This is a genomic window from Shewanella sp. 10B (genome assembly GCF_023475885.1).
Lineage (GTDB): Bacteria > Pseudomonadota > Gammaproteobacteria > Enterobacterales > Shewanellaceae > Shewanella > Shewanella mangrovisoli.
Map to the genome: position 1 here is coordinate 13,108 of NZ_JAMDJO010000013.1, position 18,260 is coordinate 31,367.

The 18,260-nt window shown below is 47.6% G+C and carries 26 protein-coding genes; all 26 read left to right on the top strand.

Annotation, left to right across the window (positions count from 1 at the left end):
• The first annotated feature begins 9 nt into the window (after window positions 1–9).
• A complete protein-coding gene (gene rpoC / locus M0415_RS20755; protein WP_011715458.1) occupies window positions 10–4,227 on the top strand; it encodes a DNA-directed RNA polymerase subunit beta' in 4,218 nt (1,405 codons plus the stop codon).
• Window positions 4,228–4,406: 179 nt separating this feature from the next.
• A complete protein-coding gene (gene rpsL, locus M0415_RS20760) occupies window positions 4,407–4,781 on the top strand; it encodes a 30S ribosomal protein S12 (RefSeq protein WP_011715459.1) in 375 nt (124 codons plus the stop codon).
• Between the two features lie 82 nt (window positions 4,782–4,863).
• Complete coding sequence (rpsG, locus tag M0415_RS20765; RefSeq protein ID WP_011715460.1) at window positions 4,864–5,334, top strand: 30S ribosomal protein S7; 471 nt, start codon at window positions 4,864–4,866, stop codon at window positions 5,332–5,334.
• Window positions 5,335–5,412: 78 nt separating this feature from the next.
• Window positions 5,413–7,509: an elongation factor G gene (gene fusA, locus M0415_RS20770; RefSeq protein ID WP_086904167.1), complete on the top strand. Its 2,097-nt coding sequence runs from the start codon at window positions 5,413–5,415 to the stop codon at window positions 7,507–7,509.
• Between the two features lie 71 nt (window positions 7,510–7,580).
• Window positions 7,581–8,765: an elongation factor Tu gene (tuf, locus tag M0415_RS20775; protein ID WP_011715454.1), complete on the top strand. Its 1,185-nt coding sequence runs from the start codon at window positions 7,581–7,583 to the stop codon at window positions 8,763–8,765.
• A 337-nt stretch (window positions 8,766–9,102) separates the two neighbouring features.
• On the top strand, window positions 9,103–9,414 hold the full coding sequence (gene rpsJ / locus M0415_RS20780; protein WP_011070616.1) for a 30S ribosomal protein S10: 312 nt from the start codon (window positions 9,103–9,105) through the stop codon (window positions 9,412–9,414).
• Between the two features lie 27 nt (window positions 9,415–9,441).
• The gene (gene rplC, locus M0415_RS20785) at window positions 9,442–10,080 is read left to right on the top strand and encodes a 50S ribosomal protein L3 (RefSeq protein WP_011070617.1); all 639 of its coding nucleotides are present in this window, start codon (window positions 9,442–9,444) and stop codon (window positions 10,078–10,080) included.
• 17 nt (window positions 10,081–10,097) lie between these two features.
• Window positions 10,098–10,703: a 50S ribosomal protein L4 gene (rplD, locus tag M0415_RS20790; RefSeq protein ID WP_011070618.1), complete on the top strand. Its 606-nt coding sequence runs from the start codon at window positions 10,098–10,100 to the stop codon at window positions 10,701–10,703.
• The gene (rplW, locus tag M0415_RS20795; RefSeq protein WP_039977607.1) at window positions 10,703–11,005 is read left to right on the top strand and encodes a 50S ribosomal protein L23; all 303 of its coding nucleotides are present in this window, start codon (window positions 10,703–10,705) and stop codon (window positions 11,003–11,005) included. The genes rplD and rplW overlap by 1 nt, the downstream gene beginning before the upstream one ends.
• Window positions 11,006–11,021: 16 nt before the next feature.
• Window positions 11,022–11,846, top strand: a complete 825-nt coding sequence (gene rplB, locus M0415_RS20800) for a 50S ribosomal protein L2 (RefSeq protein WP_011621028.1) — start codon at window positions 11,022–11,024, stop codon at window positions 11,844–11,846.
• A 14-nt stretch (window positions 11,847–11,860) separates the two neighbouring features.
• Complete coding sequence (gene rpsS, locus M0415_RS20805; RefSeq protein WP_006083596.1) at window positions 11,861–12,139, top strand: 30S ribosomal protein S19; 279 nt, start codon at window positions 11,861–11,863, stop codon at window positions 12,137–12,139.
• 15 nt (window positions 12,140–12,154) lie between these two features.
• Window positions 12,155–12,487: a 50S ribosomal protein L22 gene (gene rplV, locus M0415_RS20810; protein WP_006083595.1), complete on the top strand. Its 333-nt coding sequence runs from the start codon at window positions 12,155–12,157 to the stop codon at window positions 12,485–12,487.
• 9 nt (window positions 12,488–12,496) lie between these two features.
• Window positions 12,497–13,189, top strand: coding sequence for a 30S ribosomal protein S3 (gene rpsC / locus M0415_RS20815; RefSeq protein WP_011070621.1), 693 nt, complete (start codon window positions 12,497–12,499; stop codon window positions 13,187–13,189).
• 11 nt (window positions 13,190–13,200) lie between these two features.
• The gene (rplP, locus tag M0415_RS20820) at window positions 13,201–13,611 is read left to right on the top strand and encodes a 50S ribosomal protein L16 (protein ID WP_006083593.1); all 411 of its coding nucleotides are present in this window, start codon (window positions 13,201–13,203) and stop codon (window positions 13,609–13,611) included.
• Window positions 13,611–13,802 carry a 50S ribosomal protein L29 gene (rpmC, locus tag M0415_RS20825; protein WP_007644429.1) on the top strand — a complete coding sequence of 64 codons (192 nt, stop codon included), beginning with the start codon at window positions 13,611–13,613 and terminating at the stop codon, window positions 13,800–13,802. Before rplP ends, rpmC begins: the two co-directional genes overlap by 1 nt.
• On the top strand, window positions 13,802–14,050 hold the full coding sequence (rpsQ, locus tag M0415_RS20830) for a 30S ribosomal protein S17 (RefSeq protein ID WP_011070622.1): 249 nt from the start codon (window positions 13,802–13,804) through the stop codon (window positions 14,048–14,050). The genes rpmC and rpsQ overlap by 1 nt, the downstream gene beginning before the upstream one ends.
• 178 nt (window positions 14,051–14,228) lie before the next feature.
• Window positions 14,229–14,597: a 50S ribosomal protein L14 gene (gene rplN, locus M0415_RS20835; RefSeq protein ID WP_011715463.1), complete on the top strand. Its 369-nt coding sequence runs from the start codon at window positions 14,229–14,231 to the stop codon at window positions 14,595–14,597.
• A gap of 11 nt (window positions 14,598–14,608) precedes the next feature.
• A complete protein-coding gene (gene rplX / locus M0415_RS20840; RefSeq protein ID WP_011070623.1) occupies window positions 14,609–14,923 on the top strand; it encodes a 50S ribosomal protein L24 in 315 nt (104 codons plus the stop codon).
• Window positions 14,924–14,935: 12 nt separating this feature from the next.
• Window positions 14,936–15,475 (top strand): 50S ribosomal protein L5, encoded by a 540-nt coding sequence (rplE, locus tag M0415_RS20845; RefSeq protein WP_011715464.1) that lies wholly within the window; start codon window positions 14,936–14,938, stop codon window positions 15,473–15,475.
• 10 nt (window positions 15,476–15,485) lie between these two features.
• Window positions 15,486–15,791: a 30S ribosomal protein S14 gene (rpsN, locus tag M0415_RS20850; RefSeq protein WP_011715465.1), complete on the top strand. Its 306-nt coding sequence runs from the start codon at window positions 15,486–15,488 to the stop codon at window positions 15,789–15,791.
• A gap of 24 nt (window positions 15,792–15,815) precedes the next feature.
• Window positions 15,816–16,208, top strand: coding sequence for a 30S ribosomal protein S8 (rpsH, locus tag M0415_RS20855; protein ID WP_007644434.1), 393 nt, complete (start codon window positions 15,816–15,818; stop codon window positions 16,206–16,208).
• Between the two features lie 10 nt (window positions 16,209–16,218).
• Window positions 16,219–16,752 (top strand): 50S ribosomal protein L6, encoded by a 534-nt coding sequence (rplF, locus tag M0415_RS20860; protein WP_011715466.1) that lies wholly within the window; start codon window positions 16,219–16,221, stop codon window positions 16,750–16,752.
• 10 nt (window positions 16,753–16,762) lie between these two features.
• Window positions 16,763–17,113: a 50S ribosomal protein L18 gene (gene rplR / locus M0415_RS20865; RefSeq protein WP_011715467.1), complete on the top strand. Its 351-nt coding sequence runs from the start codon at window positions 16,763–16,765 to the stop codon at window positions 17,111–17,113.
• Window positions 17,114–17,125: 12 nt separating this feature from the next.
• The gene (gene rpsE, locus M0415_RS20870) at window positions 17,126–17,629 is read left to right on the top strand and encodes a 30S ribosomal protein S5 (RefSeq protein WP_007644438.1); all 504 of its coding nucleotides are present in this window, start codon (window positions 17,126–17,128) and stop codon (window positions 17,627–17,629) included.
• A gap of 6 nt (window positions 17,630–17,635) precedes the next feature.
• Entirely contained in the window at window positions 17,636–17,818 is a 183-nt protein-coding gene (rpmD, locus tag M0415_RS20875) for a 50S ribosomal protein L30 (protein WP_007644440.1), read from the top strand.
• A 3-nt stretch (window positions 17,819–17,821) separates the two neighbouring features.
• Window positions 17,822–18,256, top strand: a complete 435-nt coding sequence (gene rplO / locus M0415_RS20880) for a 50S ribosomal protein L15 (protein WP_011070628.1) — start codon at window positions 17,822–17,824, stop codon at window positions 18,254–18,256.
• Window positions 18,257–18,260: the final 4 nt, after the last annotated feature.

Below are 18,260 nucleotides of genomic sequence, written 5' to 3' on the forward strand. Positions count from 1 at the left end.
GAGAGAAACGTGAAAGACTTATTAAAGTTTCTGAAACAGCAAAGCAAGACTGAAGAATTTAACGGCATCAAAATTGGTCTGGCATCGCCTGATCTGATCCGTTCTTGGTCTTTTGGTGAAGTTAAGAAGCCAGAAACCATTAACTACCGTACCTTCAAGCCTGAGCGTGAAGGTCTGTTCTGTGCGCGTATCTTTGGCCCGGTCAAAGATTACGAATGTTTGTGCGGTAAGTACAAACGTTTGAAGCACCGTGGTGTGATCTGTGAAAAGTGTGGTGTAGAAGTTACCCAGACTAAAGTACGTCGTGAGCGTATGGGTCACATTGAACTGGCTAGCCCAGTTGCCCACATTTGGTTCTTGAAATCACTGCCGTCCCGTATCGGTTTAATGCTGGACATGACGCTGCGTGATATCGAACGCGTACTGTATTTTGAATCTTTCGTCGTGATCGAGCCTGGCATGACCAGCCTTGAACGTGGCCAAATGCTGACAGAAGAAAACTATCTGGACGCATTAGAAGAATACGGTGACGAATTCGAAGCTAAGATGGGTGCTGAAGCGGTATTAGAACTGCTGCGCGCAATCGATCTCGAAAAAGAAATCGAACAAATGCGTGAAGAGCTGCCATCAATCAACTCTGAGACTCGTCGCAAGAAAGTGACCAAGCGTCTTAAGTTGATGGAAGCATTCCACACGTCTGGCAACAAGCCAGAGTGGATGATCTTAAAAGTACTGCCTGTGTTACCACCTGACTTACGTCCGCTGGTACCGCTCGATGGCGGCCGCTTCGCGACTTCAGATCTGAACGATCTGTACCGCCGCGTGATCAACCGTAACAACCGTTTGAAGCGTCTGTTAGATTTAGCTGCGCCGGACATCATCGTACGCAACGAAAAGCGTATGTTACAAGAGTCTGTTGATGCGCTATTAGATAACGGTCGTCGTGGTCGTGCAATTACCGGTTCTAACAAACGTCCTCTGAAATCTTTGGCCGATATGATCAAAGGTAAACAAGGTCGTTTCCGTCAGAACTTGTTAGGTAAGCGTGTAGACTACTCTGGTCGTTCGGTAATTACCGTAGGTCCTACTTTACGTCTGCACCAATGTGGTCTTCCTAAGAAGATGGCACTGGAACTGTTCAAGCCATTCATCTATGGCAAGCTGGAAGGTCGTGGCTTAGCGACAACCATCAAAGCTGCTAAGAAGATGGTAGAGCGTGAAGTGGCGGAAGTTTGGGACGTTCTGGATGAAGTGATCCGCGAACATCCAGTGATGCTTAACCGTGCACCAACACTGCACAGACTGGGTATCCAAGCGTTCGAACCTGTACTGATTGAAGGTAAAGCCATCCAGTTACACCCACTCGTTTGTGCGGCATACAACGCCGACTTCGACGGTGACCAAATGGCGGTACACGTACCGTTAACACTGGAAGCGCAGCTTGAAGCTCGTGCCCTGATGATGTCTACCAACAACATCCTGTCACCTGCGAACGGCGAGCCTGTAATCACGCCGTCTCAAGACGTAGTATTAGGTCTGTACTACACCAGCCGTGAGCGTATCAACGGCCGTGGTGAAGGTATGTACTTTATGTCTGTTGCTGAAGTTGAAAAAGCTTACGCAACTGGCGCTGCTGAACTGCATGCTCGCGTGAAAGTGCGTATCACTGAAACCGTTATCGGGGACAATGGTGAGCGTACTGAACAGCGTCGTATCGTAGATACTACTGTTGGTCGTGCTCTGCTGTCACAAATTCTGCCAGCAGGTTTGTCATTTGATCTGGTTAACCAGAACATGGGCAAAAAGCAGATTTCTAAACTATTGAACACTTGTTACCGTCAATTAGGTCTGAAAGATACCGTTATCTTCGCTGACCAACTGATGTACACAGGTTTCCGTTACGCCACTATCTCTGGTGCATCTGTCGGTATCGACGACATGGTGATCCCAGCTGAGAAGTACACCTTAGTTGCTGACGCTGAAGCAGAAGTGCTCGAAATTCAAGAGCAGTTCCAATCAGGTCTGGTGACTGCGGGTGAGCGTTACAACAAAGTAATCGACATCTGGGCAAGTGCGAACGAAAAAGTTTCTAAAGCGATGATGGAAAACCTGTCAACTGAGACAGTGATTAACCGTGATGGCGTTGAAGAGAAACAAGCTTCGTTCAACAGCATTTACATGATGGCCGACTCGGGCGCTCGTGGTAGTGCCGCACAGATCCGTCAGTTAGCGGGTATGCGTGGTCTGATGGCGAAACCAGACGGTTCGATCATCGAAACCCCAATCGTGGCGAACTTCCGTGAAGGTCTGAACGTTCTTCAGTACTTCATCTCAACCCACGGTGCGCGTAAAGGTCTAGCCGATACCGCATTGAAGACAGCGAACTCGGGTTACCTGACTCGTCGTCTGGTTGACGTTGCTCAAGACTTAGTGGTCATCGAAGACGATTGTGGTACTCACGAAGGTCTGACAATGAAGCCGCTGATCGAAGGTGGTGACGTTGTTGAGCCATTACGTGAACGCGTACTGGGTCGTGTGGTTGCGGTTGATGTTCTGTACCCAGGTACAGAAGATGTGCTTGCACCACGTAACACTCTGCTCGATGAAGCATGGTGTGACAAGTTAGAAGAACACTCAATCGACGAAGTGATTGTACGTTCAGTAATTACCTGTGATACCGACTTCGGTGTGTGTGCGGCATGTTATGGACGTGACCTAGCCCGTGGTCACCTGATTAACCACGGCGAAGCCATCGGTGTTGTCGCGGCGCAATCAATCGGTGAACCAGGTACACAGTTAACGATGCGTACGTTCCACATCGGTGGTGCGGCATCGAGAGCGTCTGCAGAAAACAACGTTCAAGTGAAGAACTCTGGTTCGTTGAAACTGCACAACGCTAAGTACGTAACTAACACTGACGGCAAGCTGGTTATCGTTTCTCGTTCTTCTGAACTGGCGATCATCGACGAATTAGGTCGTGAGAAAGAGCGTTATAAAGTGCCTTACGGTACTGTGCTCGAGAAGTTAGAAGAAGCTGCGGTAGAAGCGGGCGATATCATCGCTAACTGGGATCCACATACTCACCCAATCATCACTGAAGTGGCGGGTAGTATTAAGTTCGTTGACATGATCGACGGCGTGACCATGACTCGTCAAACAGACGAACTGACTGGTCTGTCTTCAATCGTGATCCTCGACGTGGGTCAACGTGGTTCAGCGGGTAAAGAAATGCGCCCAATGATCCGTCTGGTTGGTGCCGATGGTAGCGACCTGATGATCCCAGGTACTGAAGTACCAGCACAATACTTCTTACCAGGCAGTGCGATCGTTAACCTCGACGACAACGCGCAAATCGCCGTGGGTGACGCGTTAGCACGTATTCCACAAGAATCGTCTAAAACACGCGACATCACGGGTGGTCTACCACGCGTTGCTGACCTGTTCGAAGCTCGTAAGCCAAAAGAGCCAGCTATTCTGGCGGAAATCTCTGGTACCATCTCGTTTGGTAAAGAGACCAAAGGCAAGCGTCGTCTGGTGATTACACCAGCGGATGGCGGTGAACAGTACGAAGAGATGATCCCGAAATGGCGTAACTTAAACGTGTTCGAAGGTGAAAAAGTCGAACGTGGTGAAGTTATTGCTGACGGTCCAGAAGCGGCGCACGACATTCTGCGTCTACGTGGCATCCACAACGTAGCAAACTACATTGTGAACGAAGTACAAGACGTATACCGTTTACAAGGCGTGAAGATCAACGATAAGCATATCGAAGTGATCATCCGTCAAATGCTGCGTAAGTGCGTGATCACCTCTGCGGGTGACAGTGAGTTCTTAGAAGGCGAACAAGTTGAAGTGTCTCGCGTGAAGATCGCTAACCGCGACCTGATCGAACAAGGCAAAGTGCCTGCGACCTTCGAGCGTGAACTGCTGGGTATTACCAAAGCGTCTCTGGCAACAGAATCGTTTATCTCTGCAGCATCGTTCCAAGAAACCACTCGCGTACTGACAGAAGCTGCCGTAGGTGGTAAGTCTGATAACTTACGTGGTCTGAAAGAGAACGTAATCGTTGGCCGTCTGATCCCAGCTGGAACTGGTTATGCTTATCACAAGACCCGTAACGATGCCCGTGCTAAGAAAGACGAGCCAGTTGTAGTGAATAAGATCACTGCAAGTGAAGCAGAACAAAACCTTGCAGACCTCTTAAACCTGGCTGGTAGCCAAGATTAAGTAATCAGTTTGTAACAAAAAGGCGCCTATGGCGCCTTTTTTATTGTAAAATGCCGCAAAAGTTGGCTATTTCTTGACAGTCAGGCATTACCTTTCTAAAATTCCGCGTCCCACCATTGTGGGATATAGATTTTTCACACCTTATCGTTGAGTTTGATTCAACTGTTTCGGAGCTATACATGGCAACTGTAAACCAGTTGGTACGTAAGCCACGCGCACCTAAAGTCGACAAGACTAACGTGCCTGCGTTGAACGCGTGCCCACAAAAACGTGGTGTATGTACACGTGTGTACACTACTACCCCTAAAAAACCTAACTCTGCACTACGTAAAGTAGCTCGTGTGCGCTTAACTAACGGTTTCGAAGTTACTTCGTACATCGGCGGTGAAGGCCACAACCTGCAGGAACACAGCGTGATCTTAATCCGTGGTGGTCGTGTTAAAGACTTACCAGGTGTGCGCTATCACACTGTTCGTGGCGCCCTAGACTGTGCTGGCGTGAACACTCGTCGCCAAGGTCGTTCTAAGTACGGTGCTAAGCGTCCTAAGTCTTAACGCAATCCGTTAAGTAAGGCCAAGCTAGTTTTATTTTGAGAATTCCAGTTTTGGAAATCCCTGAAGCATACGGAGAATTGTTATGCCAAGACGTCGCGTTGTAGGACAACGTAAAATCCTACCAGATCCAAAGTTTCACAGTGAGTTGCTGGCTAAGTTCATCAACGTCATTATGCAAGACGGCAAAAAGTCGACTGCAGAAAAAATCATTTACAAGGCGCTAGATGTTATCGCTGAAAAGAAAGGCGCTAACCATTTAGACGTTCTTGAAGCAGCCCTGGACAACGTACGCCCATCAGTCGAAGTTAAATCTCGTCGCGTTGGTGGTTCTACTTACCAGGTACCATGTGAAGTTCGTCCTGTGCGTCGTAACGCACTGGCGATGCGCTGGTTAGTTGAAGCTGCTCGTAAGCGTGGTGAAAAATCTATGGCTTTACGTCTAGCAGGTGAAATGCTAGATGCGTCTGAAAACAAAGGTACTGCTGTTAAGAAGCGTGAAGACGTGCACCGCATGGCTGAAGCTAACAAGGCCTTTGCTCATTACCGTTGGTAATCTGATGGTGTGGGCTTAGGCCCACACCATTGTTGTTGATATTGCCAAGGCACCTGTCTTGGTGGAGAGGGTATAATAGTGGCTCGTACAACCCCAATTGAGCGTTATCGTAATATCGGTATTTGTGCTCATGTGGACGCAGGTAAAACCACCACAACAGAACGTGTTCTGTTCTATACCGGTTTGTCTCATAAAATCGGTGAGGTGCATGACGGCGCCGCAACCACTGACTGGATGGTACAAGAGCAAGAGCGTGGTATTACTATCACCTCGGCTGCTGTAACCACATTCTGGCGTGGTATGGATGCTCAATTCACTGAACACCGCATCAATATCATCGATACCCCTGGTCACGTTGACTTCACTATTGAAGTTGAACGTTCTTTGCGCGTTCTCGACGGCGCTGTCGTGGTTTTCTGTGGTTCTTCAGGTGTTGAACCTCAATCAGAAACCGTTTGGCGTCAAGCTGACAAATACCGCGTTCCACGCTTAGTGTTTGTTAACAAGATGGACCGCGCAGGTGCGGACTTTGAACGTGTAGTGAAGCAAATCAGAACTCGCCTAGGAGCGACTTGTGTGCCAATTCAACTGAATATCGGTGCAGAAGAAAACTTCACTGGCGTGATCGACTTAATCAAGATGAAAGCCATTAACTGGAACGAAGCGGACCAGGGTATGACTTTCTCTTATGAAGAGATCCCTGCAGAGTTAGCCGATAAAGCGGCTGAGATGCATGAGTATCTGGTTGAGGCAGCAGCCGAGGCCTCGGATGAACTGATGGACAAGTACCTTGAAGAAGGCACACTGTCAGAAGACGAGATCAAAAAGGCACTGCGTCAGCGTACTATTAATAATGAAATCGTTTTAGCGACCTGTGGTTCTGCATTTAAGAACAAAGGCGTTCAAGCGGTTCTTGATGCGGTTGTGGAATTCTTGCCAGCCCCTGTCGATGTGCCTCCAATTAAGGGCATTGATGACGATGAGCAAGAAGTTGAGCGCCCATCAGATGACAATGCCCCTTTTGCGGCGTTGGCATTTAAGATTGCTACAGACCCGTTCGTGGGCACTTTGACCTTTATTCGCGTGTACTCTGGCGTACTCGAATCAGGTTCTGGCGTTTATAACTCTGTTAAACAGAAGCGTGAACGTATCGGCCGTATCGTGCAAATGCACGCTAACGACCGTACCGAACTGAAAGAAGTACGTGCAGGTGATATCGCTGCGGCTATCGGTCTGAAAGAAGTCACCACGGGTGATACACTTTGTGATCCTGATCATAAGGTGATCTTGGAACGCATGGAGTTCCCTGAGCCAGTAATTACCATTGCCGTTGAGCCTAAGTCTAAAGCAGACCAAGATAAAATGGGTATCGCGCTGCAAAAACTCGCAGCAGAAGATCCATCTTTCCGGGTTGAGACTGACGAAGAATCATCACAAACACTGATTTCTGGAATGGGTGAGTTACACTTAGACATTATCGTAGACCGTATGCGTCGCGAATTTGGTGTTGAGTGTAACGTAGGTAAGCCACAAGTGGCCTACCGCGAAACCATTCGCGCATCAGTCGAGGCTGAAGGTAAATTTGTACGCCAATCAGGTGGCCGTGGACAATTCGGTCATGTTTGGTTAAAACTAGAGCCTAATGAAGAAGGCGCTGGTTACGAATTTATCAACGCGATCGTTGGGGGTGTAGTTCCACGTGAATTCATTCCTGCGGTTGATAAAGGTATCCAAGAGCAGATGAAGAACGGTGTTCTCGCCGGCTTCCCTGTGTTGGACGTGAAGGTCACTCTGTTCGACGGTTCATATCACGATGTGGACTCGAATGAAATGGCGTTCAAAATTGCGGGTTCTATGGGCTTCAAAAAGGGTGCGCTCGAAGCGAATCCTGTGTTGCTCGAGCCTTGCATGAAAGTAGAAGTAACTACTCCTGAGAACTACATGGGCGATGTGGTTGGTGACTTAAACCGTCGTCGTGGTTTGATTGAAGGTATGGATGATGGCTTCGGTGGCATCAAAATAGTCCATGCTGTAGTGCCTCTTTCTGAAATGTTTGGTTATGCAACTGATTTGCGTTCTGCGACTCAGGGTCGTGCTTCCTACTCCATGGAGTTTTTGAAGTACACTGATGCACCGCAAAACATTGCGAAAGCGATTATTGAATCTCGTAGCTAATTTTAAGTTACGACATAAATGTAATATGGTCCTGTTGATACAGGATTATTCTGAAAAGAAAGGAATATATCGTGGCAAAAGCTAAATTTGAACGTAATAAGCCTCACGTTAACGTGGGCACCATCGGTCACGTTGACCATGGTAAAACCACTCTGACTGCAGCTATCTCTCACGTACTGGCTAAGACCTACGGTGGTGAAGCTAAAGACTTCTCTCAAATCGATAACGCTCCAGAAGAGCGTGAGCGCGGTATTACCATCAATACCTCTCACATCGAATACGATACACCAACTCGCCACTACGCACACGTAGACTGCCCAGGCCACGCTGACTATGTTAAAAACATGATCACTGGTGCTGCACAGATGGACGGCGCGATCCTGGTAGTAGCTTCTACTGACGGTCCAATGCCACAAACTCGTGAGCACATCCTGCTGTCTCGCCAAGTAGGCGTACCATTCATCATCGTATTCATGAACAAGTGTGACATGGTTGACGATGCTGAACTGTTAGAATTAGTAGAAATGGAAGTACGTGAACTGTTATCAGAATACGACTTCCCTGGTGATGACTTACCAGTTATCCAAGGTTCTGCTCTGAAAGCGCTAGAAGGCGAGCCAGAGTGGGAAGCTAAGATCATCGAATTAGCCGCTGCACTGGATTCTTACATTCCAGAACCAGAGCGTGATATCGATAAGCCATTCCTGATGCCAATCGAAGACGTATTCTCAATCTCTGGCCGTGGTACAGTAGTAACAGGTCGTGTTGAGCGTGGTATCGTACGTGTTGGTGACGAAGTAGAAATCGTTGGTATCCGTGCAACCACTAAGACAACCTGTACTGGTGTTGAAATGTTCCGTAAGCTGCTTGACGAAGGTCGTGCAGGTGAGAACTGTGGTATCCTGTTACGTGGTACTAAGCGTGATGACGTAGAACGTGGTCAAGTATTATCTAAGCCAGGTTCAATCAACCCACACACTACTTTTGAATCAGAAGTATACGTTCTGTCAAAAGAAGAAGGTGGTCGTCACACTCCATTCTTCAAAGGCTACCGTCCACAGTTCTACTTCCGTACAACTGACGTGACAGGCACTATCGAACTGCCAGAAGGCGTAGAGATGGTAATGCCAGGCGACAACATCAAGATGAAAGTGACTCTGATCTGCCCAATCGCGATGGACGAAGGTTTACGCTTCGCAATCCGTGAAGGTGGCCGTACAGTAGGCGCTGGTGTTGTTGCTAAGATTTTCGCTTAATCGCGAACTTGCTATAGTACTGAAAAAGGAAGCTTCGGCTTCCTTTTTTATTTTGGGCTGGTGTTATTCTGAAATTTGTGTAAAATGCTTGGCACTCTGAAGTTAAATAGTCTTTTTGATGACTATTTACACAGCGGGCTTGAAATCTAATTTTAGATAAGTATAATGGCCCCCTCGTTAACCTAGGTTAGCGAATTAAATGATGAGTCAATGAACTTGTCATTATCATAGCGGCTCCGATTGGGAGTCGAACGGTTAAATCATCTCGCTCTGCTTTTCCAGTAAGGAAGAAGCTAGAGGGTGATTTTTTATGTGTCCATTTTAGGAGCTCTGGTCAATGCAGAACCAAAGAATCCGTATCCGCTTAAAAGGATTTGATCATCGCTTAATTGATCAGTCTACAGCGGAAATCGTTGAAACTGCTAAGCGTACAGGCGCCCAAGTACGTGGTCCAATTCCACTACCTACGCGCAAAGAGCGTTATACCGTTTTGATCTCTCCGCACGTTAATAAAGATGCTCGTGACCAGTACGAATTACGTACTCACAAGCGCCTGGTTGACATCGTAGAGCCAACTGAAAAGACTGTAGACGCTCTAATGCGTTTAGATCTTGCGGCTGGTGTCGACGTACAGATTAGCTTGGGTTAATTGAGATCCTTAGAAGAGGTTTGAGAGATGGCTATCGGTCTTATTGGTCGTAAAGTTGGTATGACTCGCATCTTCACTGAAGATGGTGTTTCTATACCTGTTACAGTAATTGAAGTTGCTGGCAACCGTGTTACTCAAGTGAAAACTTTAGAAACTGACGGTTACCGTGCTCTTCAAGTTACTACTGGTACCAAAAAAGCCAATCGCATCACTAAACCAGAAGCAGGTCACTTTGCCAAGAGCGGTGTTGAAGCCGGTCGTGGACTGTGGGAATTGCGTCTGGCAGACGGTGAAGGCGAAGGCATTGAAGTTGGTGCTGAGCTAAATGTAGGTATCTTCGCTGATGTAGCGAAAGTTGACGTTACTGGTCAATCTAAAGGTAAAGGTTTCCAAGGCGGCGTTAAGCGTTGGAACTTCCGTACTCAAGATATGACTCACGGTAACTCTTTGTCGCACCGTTCGAACGGTTCTATCGGTCAGAACCAAACGCCTGGTCGCGTATTTAAAGGCAAGAAAATGTCAGGCCACATGGGTGCCGAGCGTGTTACTACTCAAAATCTAGACGTTGTACGTGTAGATGTTGAACGTAACCTGCTACTGGTTAAAGGTGCTGTTCCGGGCGCAACTAACGGCGACCTGATCATCAAGCCTGCAGTTAAAGCTTAAGGTCTGAGGAGATAGTAATGGAATTGGTATTGAAAGACGCGCAAAGCGCTCTTGAAGTTTCCGAAACTACCTTCGGCCGTGACTTTAACGAGGCACTGGTTCATCAGGTAGTTGTAGCATACGCTGCAAACGCACGTCAGGGCACTCGTGCTCAAAAGACTCGTGCGGAAGTAACTGGCTCTGGCAAAAAGCCATGGCGCCAAAAAGGCACTGGACGCGCTCGTGCGGGTGGTGTTAAGGGCCCAATCTGGCGTGGCGGTGGCGTAACTTTCGCTGCTAAAACTCAAGATCACAGCCAAAAAGTTAACAAGAAGATGTACCGCGGCGCGCTGAAAAGCATTCTGTCTGAGCTGGTACGTCAAGACCGTCTGGTTGTTGTTGAATCATTCAGCGTTGAAGCTCCTAAAACTAAAGAGCTGAAAGCTAAACTGAAAGCAATGAACTTAGAAGACGTGTTAATTGTGACTTCAGAAGTTGACGAGAATTTATTCTTAGCAGCTCGCAACCTGTATAAGGTTGACGTTCGTGACGTTGCAGGTCTAGACCCAGTAAGTCTGATCGCGTTCAACACAGTGCTTGTGACTGCTGATGCAGTTAAGCAAATCGAGGAGATGCTAGCATGATGATCCGCGAAGAACGTTTGCTAAAAGTAATTCTTGCACCTCACATCTCTGAAAAGAGCACTGTGAATGCTGAGAAGCACAACACTGTTGTTTTCCGCGTAGCTATCGATGCAACTAAAGCTGAAATCAAAGCTGCTGTTGCTAAGCTATTTGAAGTTGAAGTCGAATCAGTTCGCACTTTAGTGAGCAAAGGCAAAACTAAACGTACTGGTGGCCGTGCTGGCCGTCGTAGCGATTGGAAAAAAGCCTACGTGACTTTAGCTGCTGGTGCTGACATCGATTTCGTCGGCGGCGCTGAGTAAGCAAAGGAGAATTATCATGGCAGTTATTAAGTGTAAGCCAACCTCTCCAGGTCGTCGCCACGTTGTTAAAGTGGTGAACTCTGACCTGCACAAGGGTAAACCTTTTGCTGGCCTGTTGGCGAAAAAATCTAAAAGTGGTGGCCGTAACAACACTGGCCGTATCACTGTTCGTCACGTTGGTGGCGGTCACAAGCAGCACTACCGTTTAATCGACTTCAAACGCGATAAAGACGGTATCCCTGCAAAAATTGAGCGTCTGGAATACGATCCAAACCGTACTGCGCACATCGCGTTAGTACTGTATGCGGATGGTGAGCGTCGTTACATCCTTGCTGCTAAAGGCATGCAAGCTGGCGACAAGATCCAGTCTGGTGTTGAAGCCGAAATCAAAACCGGTAACGCAATGCCACTGCGCAACATTCCAGTAGGTTCTGTTGTGCACGCTGTAGAAATGAAGCCTGGTAAAGGTGCTCAGATCGCGCGTTCAGCGGGTGCTTATGTACAAGTTGTTGCTCGTGATGGCGCATATGCCACTTTACGTCTTCGCTCTGGCGAAATGCGCAAAGTGCCAGTTGATTGCCGCGCAACATTTGGTGAAGTTGGTAATGCCGAACACATGCTACGCCAGTTAGGTAAAGCAGGTGCTAAGCGCTGGAGAGGCGTTCGCCCAACAGTTCGCGGTGTTGCAATGAACCCGGTAGACCATCCACACGGTGGTGGTGAAGGCCGTACTTCTGGTGGTCGTCACCCAGTGACTCCATGGGGTGTGCCAACTAAGGGTTATAAGACTCGTAGTAACAAGCGCACTGACAAGTACATCGTACGTCGTCGTAATAAATAGTAAGAGGATTCGCCATGCCACGTTCTCTCAAGAAAGGTCCCTTCATTGACCTGCACTTGCTGAAGAAGGTAGAGAAAGCGATGGAAGCAGGTGACAAGAAGCCTATTAAGACTTGGTCACGTCGCTCTATGATCATTCCAAATATGATTGGTTTGACCATCGCTGTCCATAATGGTCGTCAGCACGTTCCTGTGTTCGTAACTGACGAAATGATCGGCCACAAACTTGGTGAATTCTCACCAACTCGCACTTATCGCGGCCATGCTGCTGATAAGAAAGCGAAGAAGCGTTAATACGGGAGGAATAAGATGGAAGTTTTAGCTAAACATCGTTTTGCCCGTACGTCTGCGCAGAAGGCTCGTCTAGTTGCTGATCAAATTCGTGGTTTGCCTGTTGCTAAGGCCCTCGAAATTCTGACTTTCAGCCCAAAGAAAGCCGCCGTACTGGTTAAAAAAGTACTTGACTCAGCTATCGCAAACGCCGAACACAACGAAGGCGCTGACATTGATGAGCTAAAAGTAGGCGCCGTCTTCGTTGACGAGGGTCCAACTATGAAGCGTATCATGCCACGTGCTAAAGGCCGCGCTGATCGTATCATGAAGCGTACCAGCCACATCACTGTGGTTGTATCAGATCGCTAGGAGAGAGCAATGGGACAGAAAGTACATCCTAATGGTATCCGTCTGGGTATCACCAAGCCTTGGATCTCTACCTGGTACGCAGATAAGTCAGATTATGCAAATAACCTGAACAGCGACTGGGAAGTGCGTAAGTATCTTGCAGACAAACTGCAAGCTGCATCAGTATCTAAGATTGTTATCGAACGCCCAGCGAAAAGCATCCGCGTTACTATTCACACTGCCCGTCCAGGCGTTGTGATCGGTAAGAAAGGTGAAGACGTTGAAGTATTGCGTGCTGCAGTTTCAAAACTGGCTGGCACTCCTGCTCAAATTAACATCGCTGAGATCCGTAAACCTGAGCTAGATGCCAAGTTAGTTGCTGACTCAATTGCACAGCAATTAGAGCGTCGTGTTATGTTCCGTCGCGCTATGAAGCGTGCAGTACAAAACGCAATGCGTATTGGTGCTCAAGGTATCAAAGTTGAAGTTAGTGGCCGTTTAGGCGGTGCTGAGATTGCGCGCTCTGAGTGGTACCGTGAAGGTCGTGTACCTTTGCATACACTGCGTGCTGATATCGACTATTCAACCTCTGAAAGTCACACTCAATACGGTGTGATTGGTATTAAAGTTTGGATCTTCAAAGGTGAAGTTCTGGACGGAATGCTGCCACAGATTGAAGAGCCGAAACAGCAGCAACCTAAGCGCAAGCCTCGTGGTAAATAGGAGAGCCGGCAATGCTGCAACCTAAACGTATGAAGTTTCGCAAGATGTTCAAAGGCCGCAACCGCGGTCTAGCGAACGGTACCGAAGTTAGCTTTGGTACTTTTGGTCTGAAAGCAGTCGGCCGTGGTCGTTTAACTGCTCGTCAGATCGAATCTGCACGTCGTGCCATGACACGTCACATTAAGCGTCAGGGACAAATTTGGATTCGAGTTTTCCCGGACAAACCAATTACCTCTAAGCCTCTTGAAGTGCGTATGGGTAAAGGTAAAGGTAACGTTGAATACTGGGTATGTCAGATTCAACCTGGTAAGGTTCTTTATGAGATGAATGGTGTTTCTGAAGTGATCGCTCGTGAAGCGTTTGCTTTAGCTGCTGCCAAGCTTCCAATTAAGACTACCTTCGTAACTAAGACGGTGATGTAATGAAAGCGAGCGAACTAAGAGAAAAGAGCGTTGAAGAACTGAACGCTGAACTACTTGGTCTGCTGCGTGAGCAGTTCAACCTGCGTATGCAACACGCCACTGGTCAGTTGACTCAGACTCATCAACTGAAATTAGTGCGCCGTAACATTGCGCGCGTTAAGACCATTATTACTTCTAAGGCGGGTGCATAATGTCTGATAAAATCCGTACTTTGCAAGGTCGTGTGACAAGCAACAAAATGGATAAAACCATTACTGTAGCTATCGAACGCCAAGTGAAACACCCAATCTATGGGAAGTACATTAAGCGTACGACTAAGATCCATGCACACGATGAAGCTAATCAGTGCAACGAAGGCGATGTAGTAGCGATCCGCGAATGTCGTCCTCTGTCTAAGACTAAATCTTGGACTCTGGTTGAAGTAGTATCAAAGGCCTAATTATATTAGGTATTTAGGTAAACGGCTCCAGTATTTGGGGCCGTTTGTTTTTTAATACTATACATTCCATATTTATGGTGTTATATTTGCGCGCCATTTTTGACTAAATTCAAAGCAAAAATGGTGTTTATAGTCCCAATTGTGGGAATTGTGTAGTAACGATAGCGGAGCACTTAAAATGATCCAAATGCAATCGACTCTTGACGTCGCATGTAACAGCGGCGCACGCAGAGTTCAGTGTATTAAGGTCTTGGGTGGCTCTCATCGTCGTTATGCCGGTATCGGCGACATCATCAAGGTTTCTGTTAAAGAAGCAATTCCTCGCGCTAAAGCGAAGAAAGGTGATGTGTATAACGCGGTGGTAGTCCGTACTAAGAAAGGCGTACGTCGTCCAGACGGTTCTGTCATTCGCTTCGATCGGAATGCAGCAGTTCTTCTGAACAACAACCTGCAGCCGATTGGCACTCGTATCTTTGGACCAGTGACACGTGAATTGCGCTCTGAGCAGTTCATGAAGATTGTCTCGCTGGCACCAGAAGTACTGTAAGGAGCTTCAAAATGGCAGCTAAAATCCGTCGTCAAGACGAAGTAATCGTATTAGCAGGTAAAGACAAGGGCAAACGCGCTAAAGTTGCTCAAGTTTTACCTACTGGTAAGTTAATTGTTGAAGGCATCAATCTTGTCAAGAAACACCAAAAGCCAAACCCACAACTGGGTGTAGCCGGTGGTATTGTTGAGAAAGAAGCACCGATTCAAGCATCAAATGTTGCGATCTTTAACCCTGTCACTGGCAAGGCGGATCGTGTTGGTTTCCGATTTGAAGACGGCAAAAAAGTTCGTTTCTTTAAATCGAACAGTGAACTCGTTAAGTAACTGGAGTAAACGATGGCGAAACTGCATGATAAATATCAAGAGACTGTTGTCGCTGAACTGACTAAAAAGTTCGGTTATACCAGTGTCATGCAAGTCCCTCGGATTGAGAAAATCACCCTGAACATGGGTGTTGGCGAAGCCGTTGCAGACAAAAAAGTTATGGAACATGCTGTTCGTGACATGACTGCAATCGCTGGTCAAAAACCAGTAGTGACTGTTGCTCGTAAATCAGTTGCTGGTTTTAAAATCCGTGAAGGCTACCCTATTGGCTGTAAAGTGACCCTGCGCGGTGAGCGTATGTGGGAATTCTTAGAGCGTTTAGTTGACATCGCAATCCCACGTATTCGTGACTTCCGTGGTCTGAGCGCTAAAGCGTTCGACGGCCGTGGTAACTACGCAATGGGCGTGCGTGAGCAGATCATTTTCCCAGAAATCGATTACGATAAAATCGATAAAATTCGCGGTATGGATATTGTTATCACTACCTCTGCGAATTCTGACGAAGAAGGTCGTGCTTTGTTAGACGCTTTTAACTTCCCATTCAAGAAATAAGGGTAGCGTAATGGCAAAAACATCAATGAAAGCACGTGAAGCAAAGCGTGCACAGCTCGTAGCTAAGTTCGCTGAAAAGCGCGCTGCTCTGAAAGCAATTATTGCAAGTCCAGCTTCTTCTGACGAAGACCGTTGGGACGCAGTATTAAAGCTGCAAGCTCTACCACGTGATTCCAGCGCATCGCGTCAACGCAATCGTTGTAATCAAACTGGTCGCCCACATGGTTTCCTGCGTAAGTTCGGTTTAAGCCGTATCAAGTTACGTGAAGCAACCATGCGTGGTGAAGTTCCTGGCCTGCGTAAGGCTAGCTGGTAAGCACTTGTCACGGAGTAAGCTAATATGAGCATGCAAGATCCTATTGCGGATATGTTAACCCGTATTCGTAACGGCCAAGCTGCTAACAAAGTATCTGTGAAGATGCCTTCTGCTAAGCTGAAAGTCGCTATCGCGAAACTGCTTAAAGAAGAAGGTTACATCGCTGATTACGCCGTAGCAGATGAAGCCAAGCCTGAACTGGAAATCACTTTAAAGTATTTCCAAGGCCAACCAGTCGTTGAGACTATCCAGCGCGTAAGCCGTCCTGGTCTTCGTATTTACAAAGGTAAAAACGAGTTACCAAAAGTGATGGGCGGACTGGGTGTCGCAATTGTGTCCACTTCTAAAGGCCTGATGACTGATCGTGCCGCCCGCCTTGCAGGCATGGGTGGCGAGGTTATCTGCTACGTAGCATAAGGAGCTAGGAATGTCTCGTGTAGCAAAAGCACCAGTATCTATTCCAGCTGGCGTAGAGGTGACCTTAAACGAACAGACCCTGACCGTCAAAGGCGCGAAAGGAAGTCTGACTCGAGTGATCAACAATGCGGTCAATGTTGTTATTGAAGATGGCGTGATCAAGTTCCTACCTGTTGAAGGCGCTGTTGGCGCTTGGGCACAGGCTGGTACCACACGTGCATTAGTAAACAACATGGTTGTTGGTGTATCTCAAGGTTTTGAGCGTAAGTTAAAGTTAGTTGGCGTTGGTTACCGTGCGAAGCTCGTCGGTTCTGACATTGACCTGACTTTAGGTTTCTCTCATCCGTTAGTACACAAACTGCCCGCAGGCGTTACTGCAGAGTGTCCAAGCCAAACTGACATCGTCCTACGTGGCGTTGATAAGCAGTTAATTGGCCAAGTCGCTGCTGAGATTCGCGGATACCGTCCACCAGAGCCATACAAAGGCAAGGGTGTTCGCTATGACGACGAAGAAGTACGCCGTAAAGAGGCTAAGAAGAAGTAGGTAACGCGATATGGATAAGAAAACATCTCGCTTACGTCGCGCTATTCGCGCTCGTAAGAAGATCCAAGAGCTGGGCGTGAACCGTCTGGTTGTACATCGTACACCGCGTCACATTTATGCTCAGGTGATCAATCCTGAAGCTCAGGTGGTGGCAGCTGCTTCAACCGTGGAAAAAGCGGTTAAAGAGCAACTGAAGAGTACCGGTAACGTAGACGCGGCTAAAGCAGTAGGTAAATTTATTGCTGAACGCGCGATCGAGAAAGGCGTAACTACTGTTGCGTTCGATCGTTCTGGTTTCAAGTATCACGGTCGTGTAGCTGCTCTGGCAGATGCTGCTCGTGAAGCTGGCCTCCAGTTCTAAGGGGTTATAAAAATGGCTAAATTAGAAGCTCAGCAAAAAGACGATCTGCAAGAGAAATTAATTGCAGTTAATCGTGTTTCTAAAGTAGTTAAGGGCGGTCGTATCTTTAGCTTCACTGCACTAACAGTAGTGGGTGATGGTAACGGTAAGGTCGGCTATGGCTATGGTAAAGCGCGCGAAGTTCCAGCAGCGATTCAAAAAGCTATGGAAAAAGCCCGTCGTAACATGGTGACCGTTGAGTTGAATGCAGGCACTCTGCATCACCCAGTTAAAGGTCGTCATACTGGTTCACGTGTATACATGCAACCAGCATCACAGGGTACCGGTATTATCGCCGGTGGCGCAATGCGTGCCGTATTGGAAGTAGCAGGCGTTCATAACGTTCTGTCAAAAGCATACGGTTCTACTAACCCGATCAACATCGTTCGCGCGACTGTAGATGCTCTGGTGCACATGAAGTCACCTTCGCAAATCGCAGCTAAGCGTGGCCTGAATGTTGACGAAATTCGGGGGTAATGCACCATGGCAACTAAAACTGTAAAAGTTACTCAGACTAAAAGTGCTATCGGTCGTTTACCAAAGCACCGTGCGACCTTAACTGGTCTTGGTCTGCGTCGCATTGGTCACACTGTTGAATTAGAAGATACTCCTTCAGTTCGCGGTATGATCAACAAGGTCTACTACATGGTTAAGGTGGAGGATTAATAGATGCGTTTAAATACTCTATCTCCAGCTGCAGGCGCTAAGCATGCACCAAAGCGTGTAGGCCGTGGTATGGGTTCAGGCTTAGGTAAAACTGCTGGTCGTGGTCACAAAGGCCAAAAATCTCGTAGCGGTGGCGGTGTACGCCCAGGCTTCGAGGGTGGTCAAATGCCACTTAAGATCCGTTTACCTAAATTTGGTTTTACCTCGCGTCGCGCTATGGTAACAGCTGAAGTTCGTGTACTCGAACTGGCTAAAGTTAACGGTGATGTTATCGACTTAAACGCTCTGAAAGATGCGAACGTTATTACTCGCAACATCCAGTTTGCGAAAATCGTTCTTTCAGGTACCATTGAGCGCCCAGTGACCGTAAAAGGTCTGAAGGTAACCAAAGGTGCACGTGCAGCGATTGAAGCTGCTGGCGGTAAGATCGAGGAATAATACG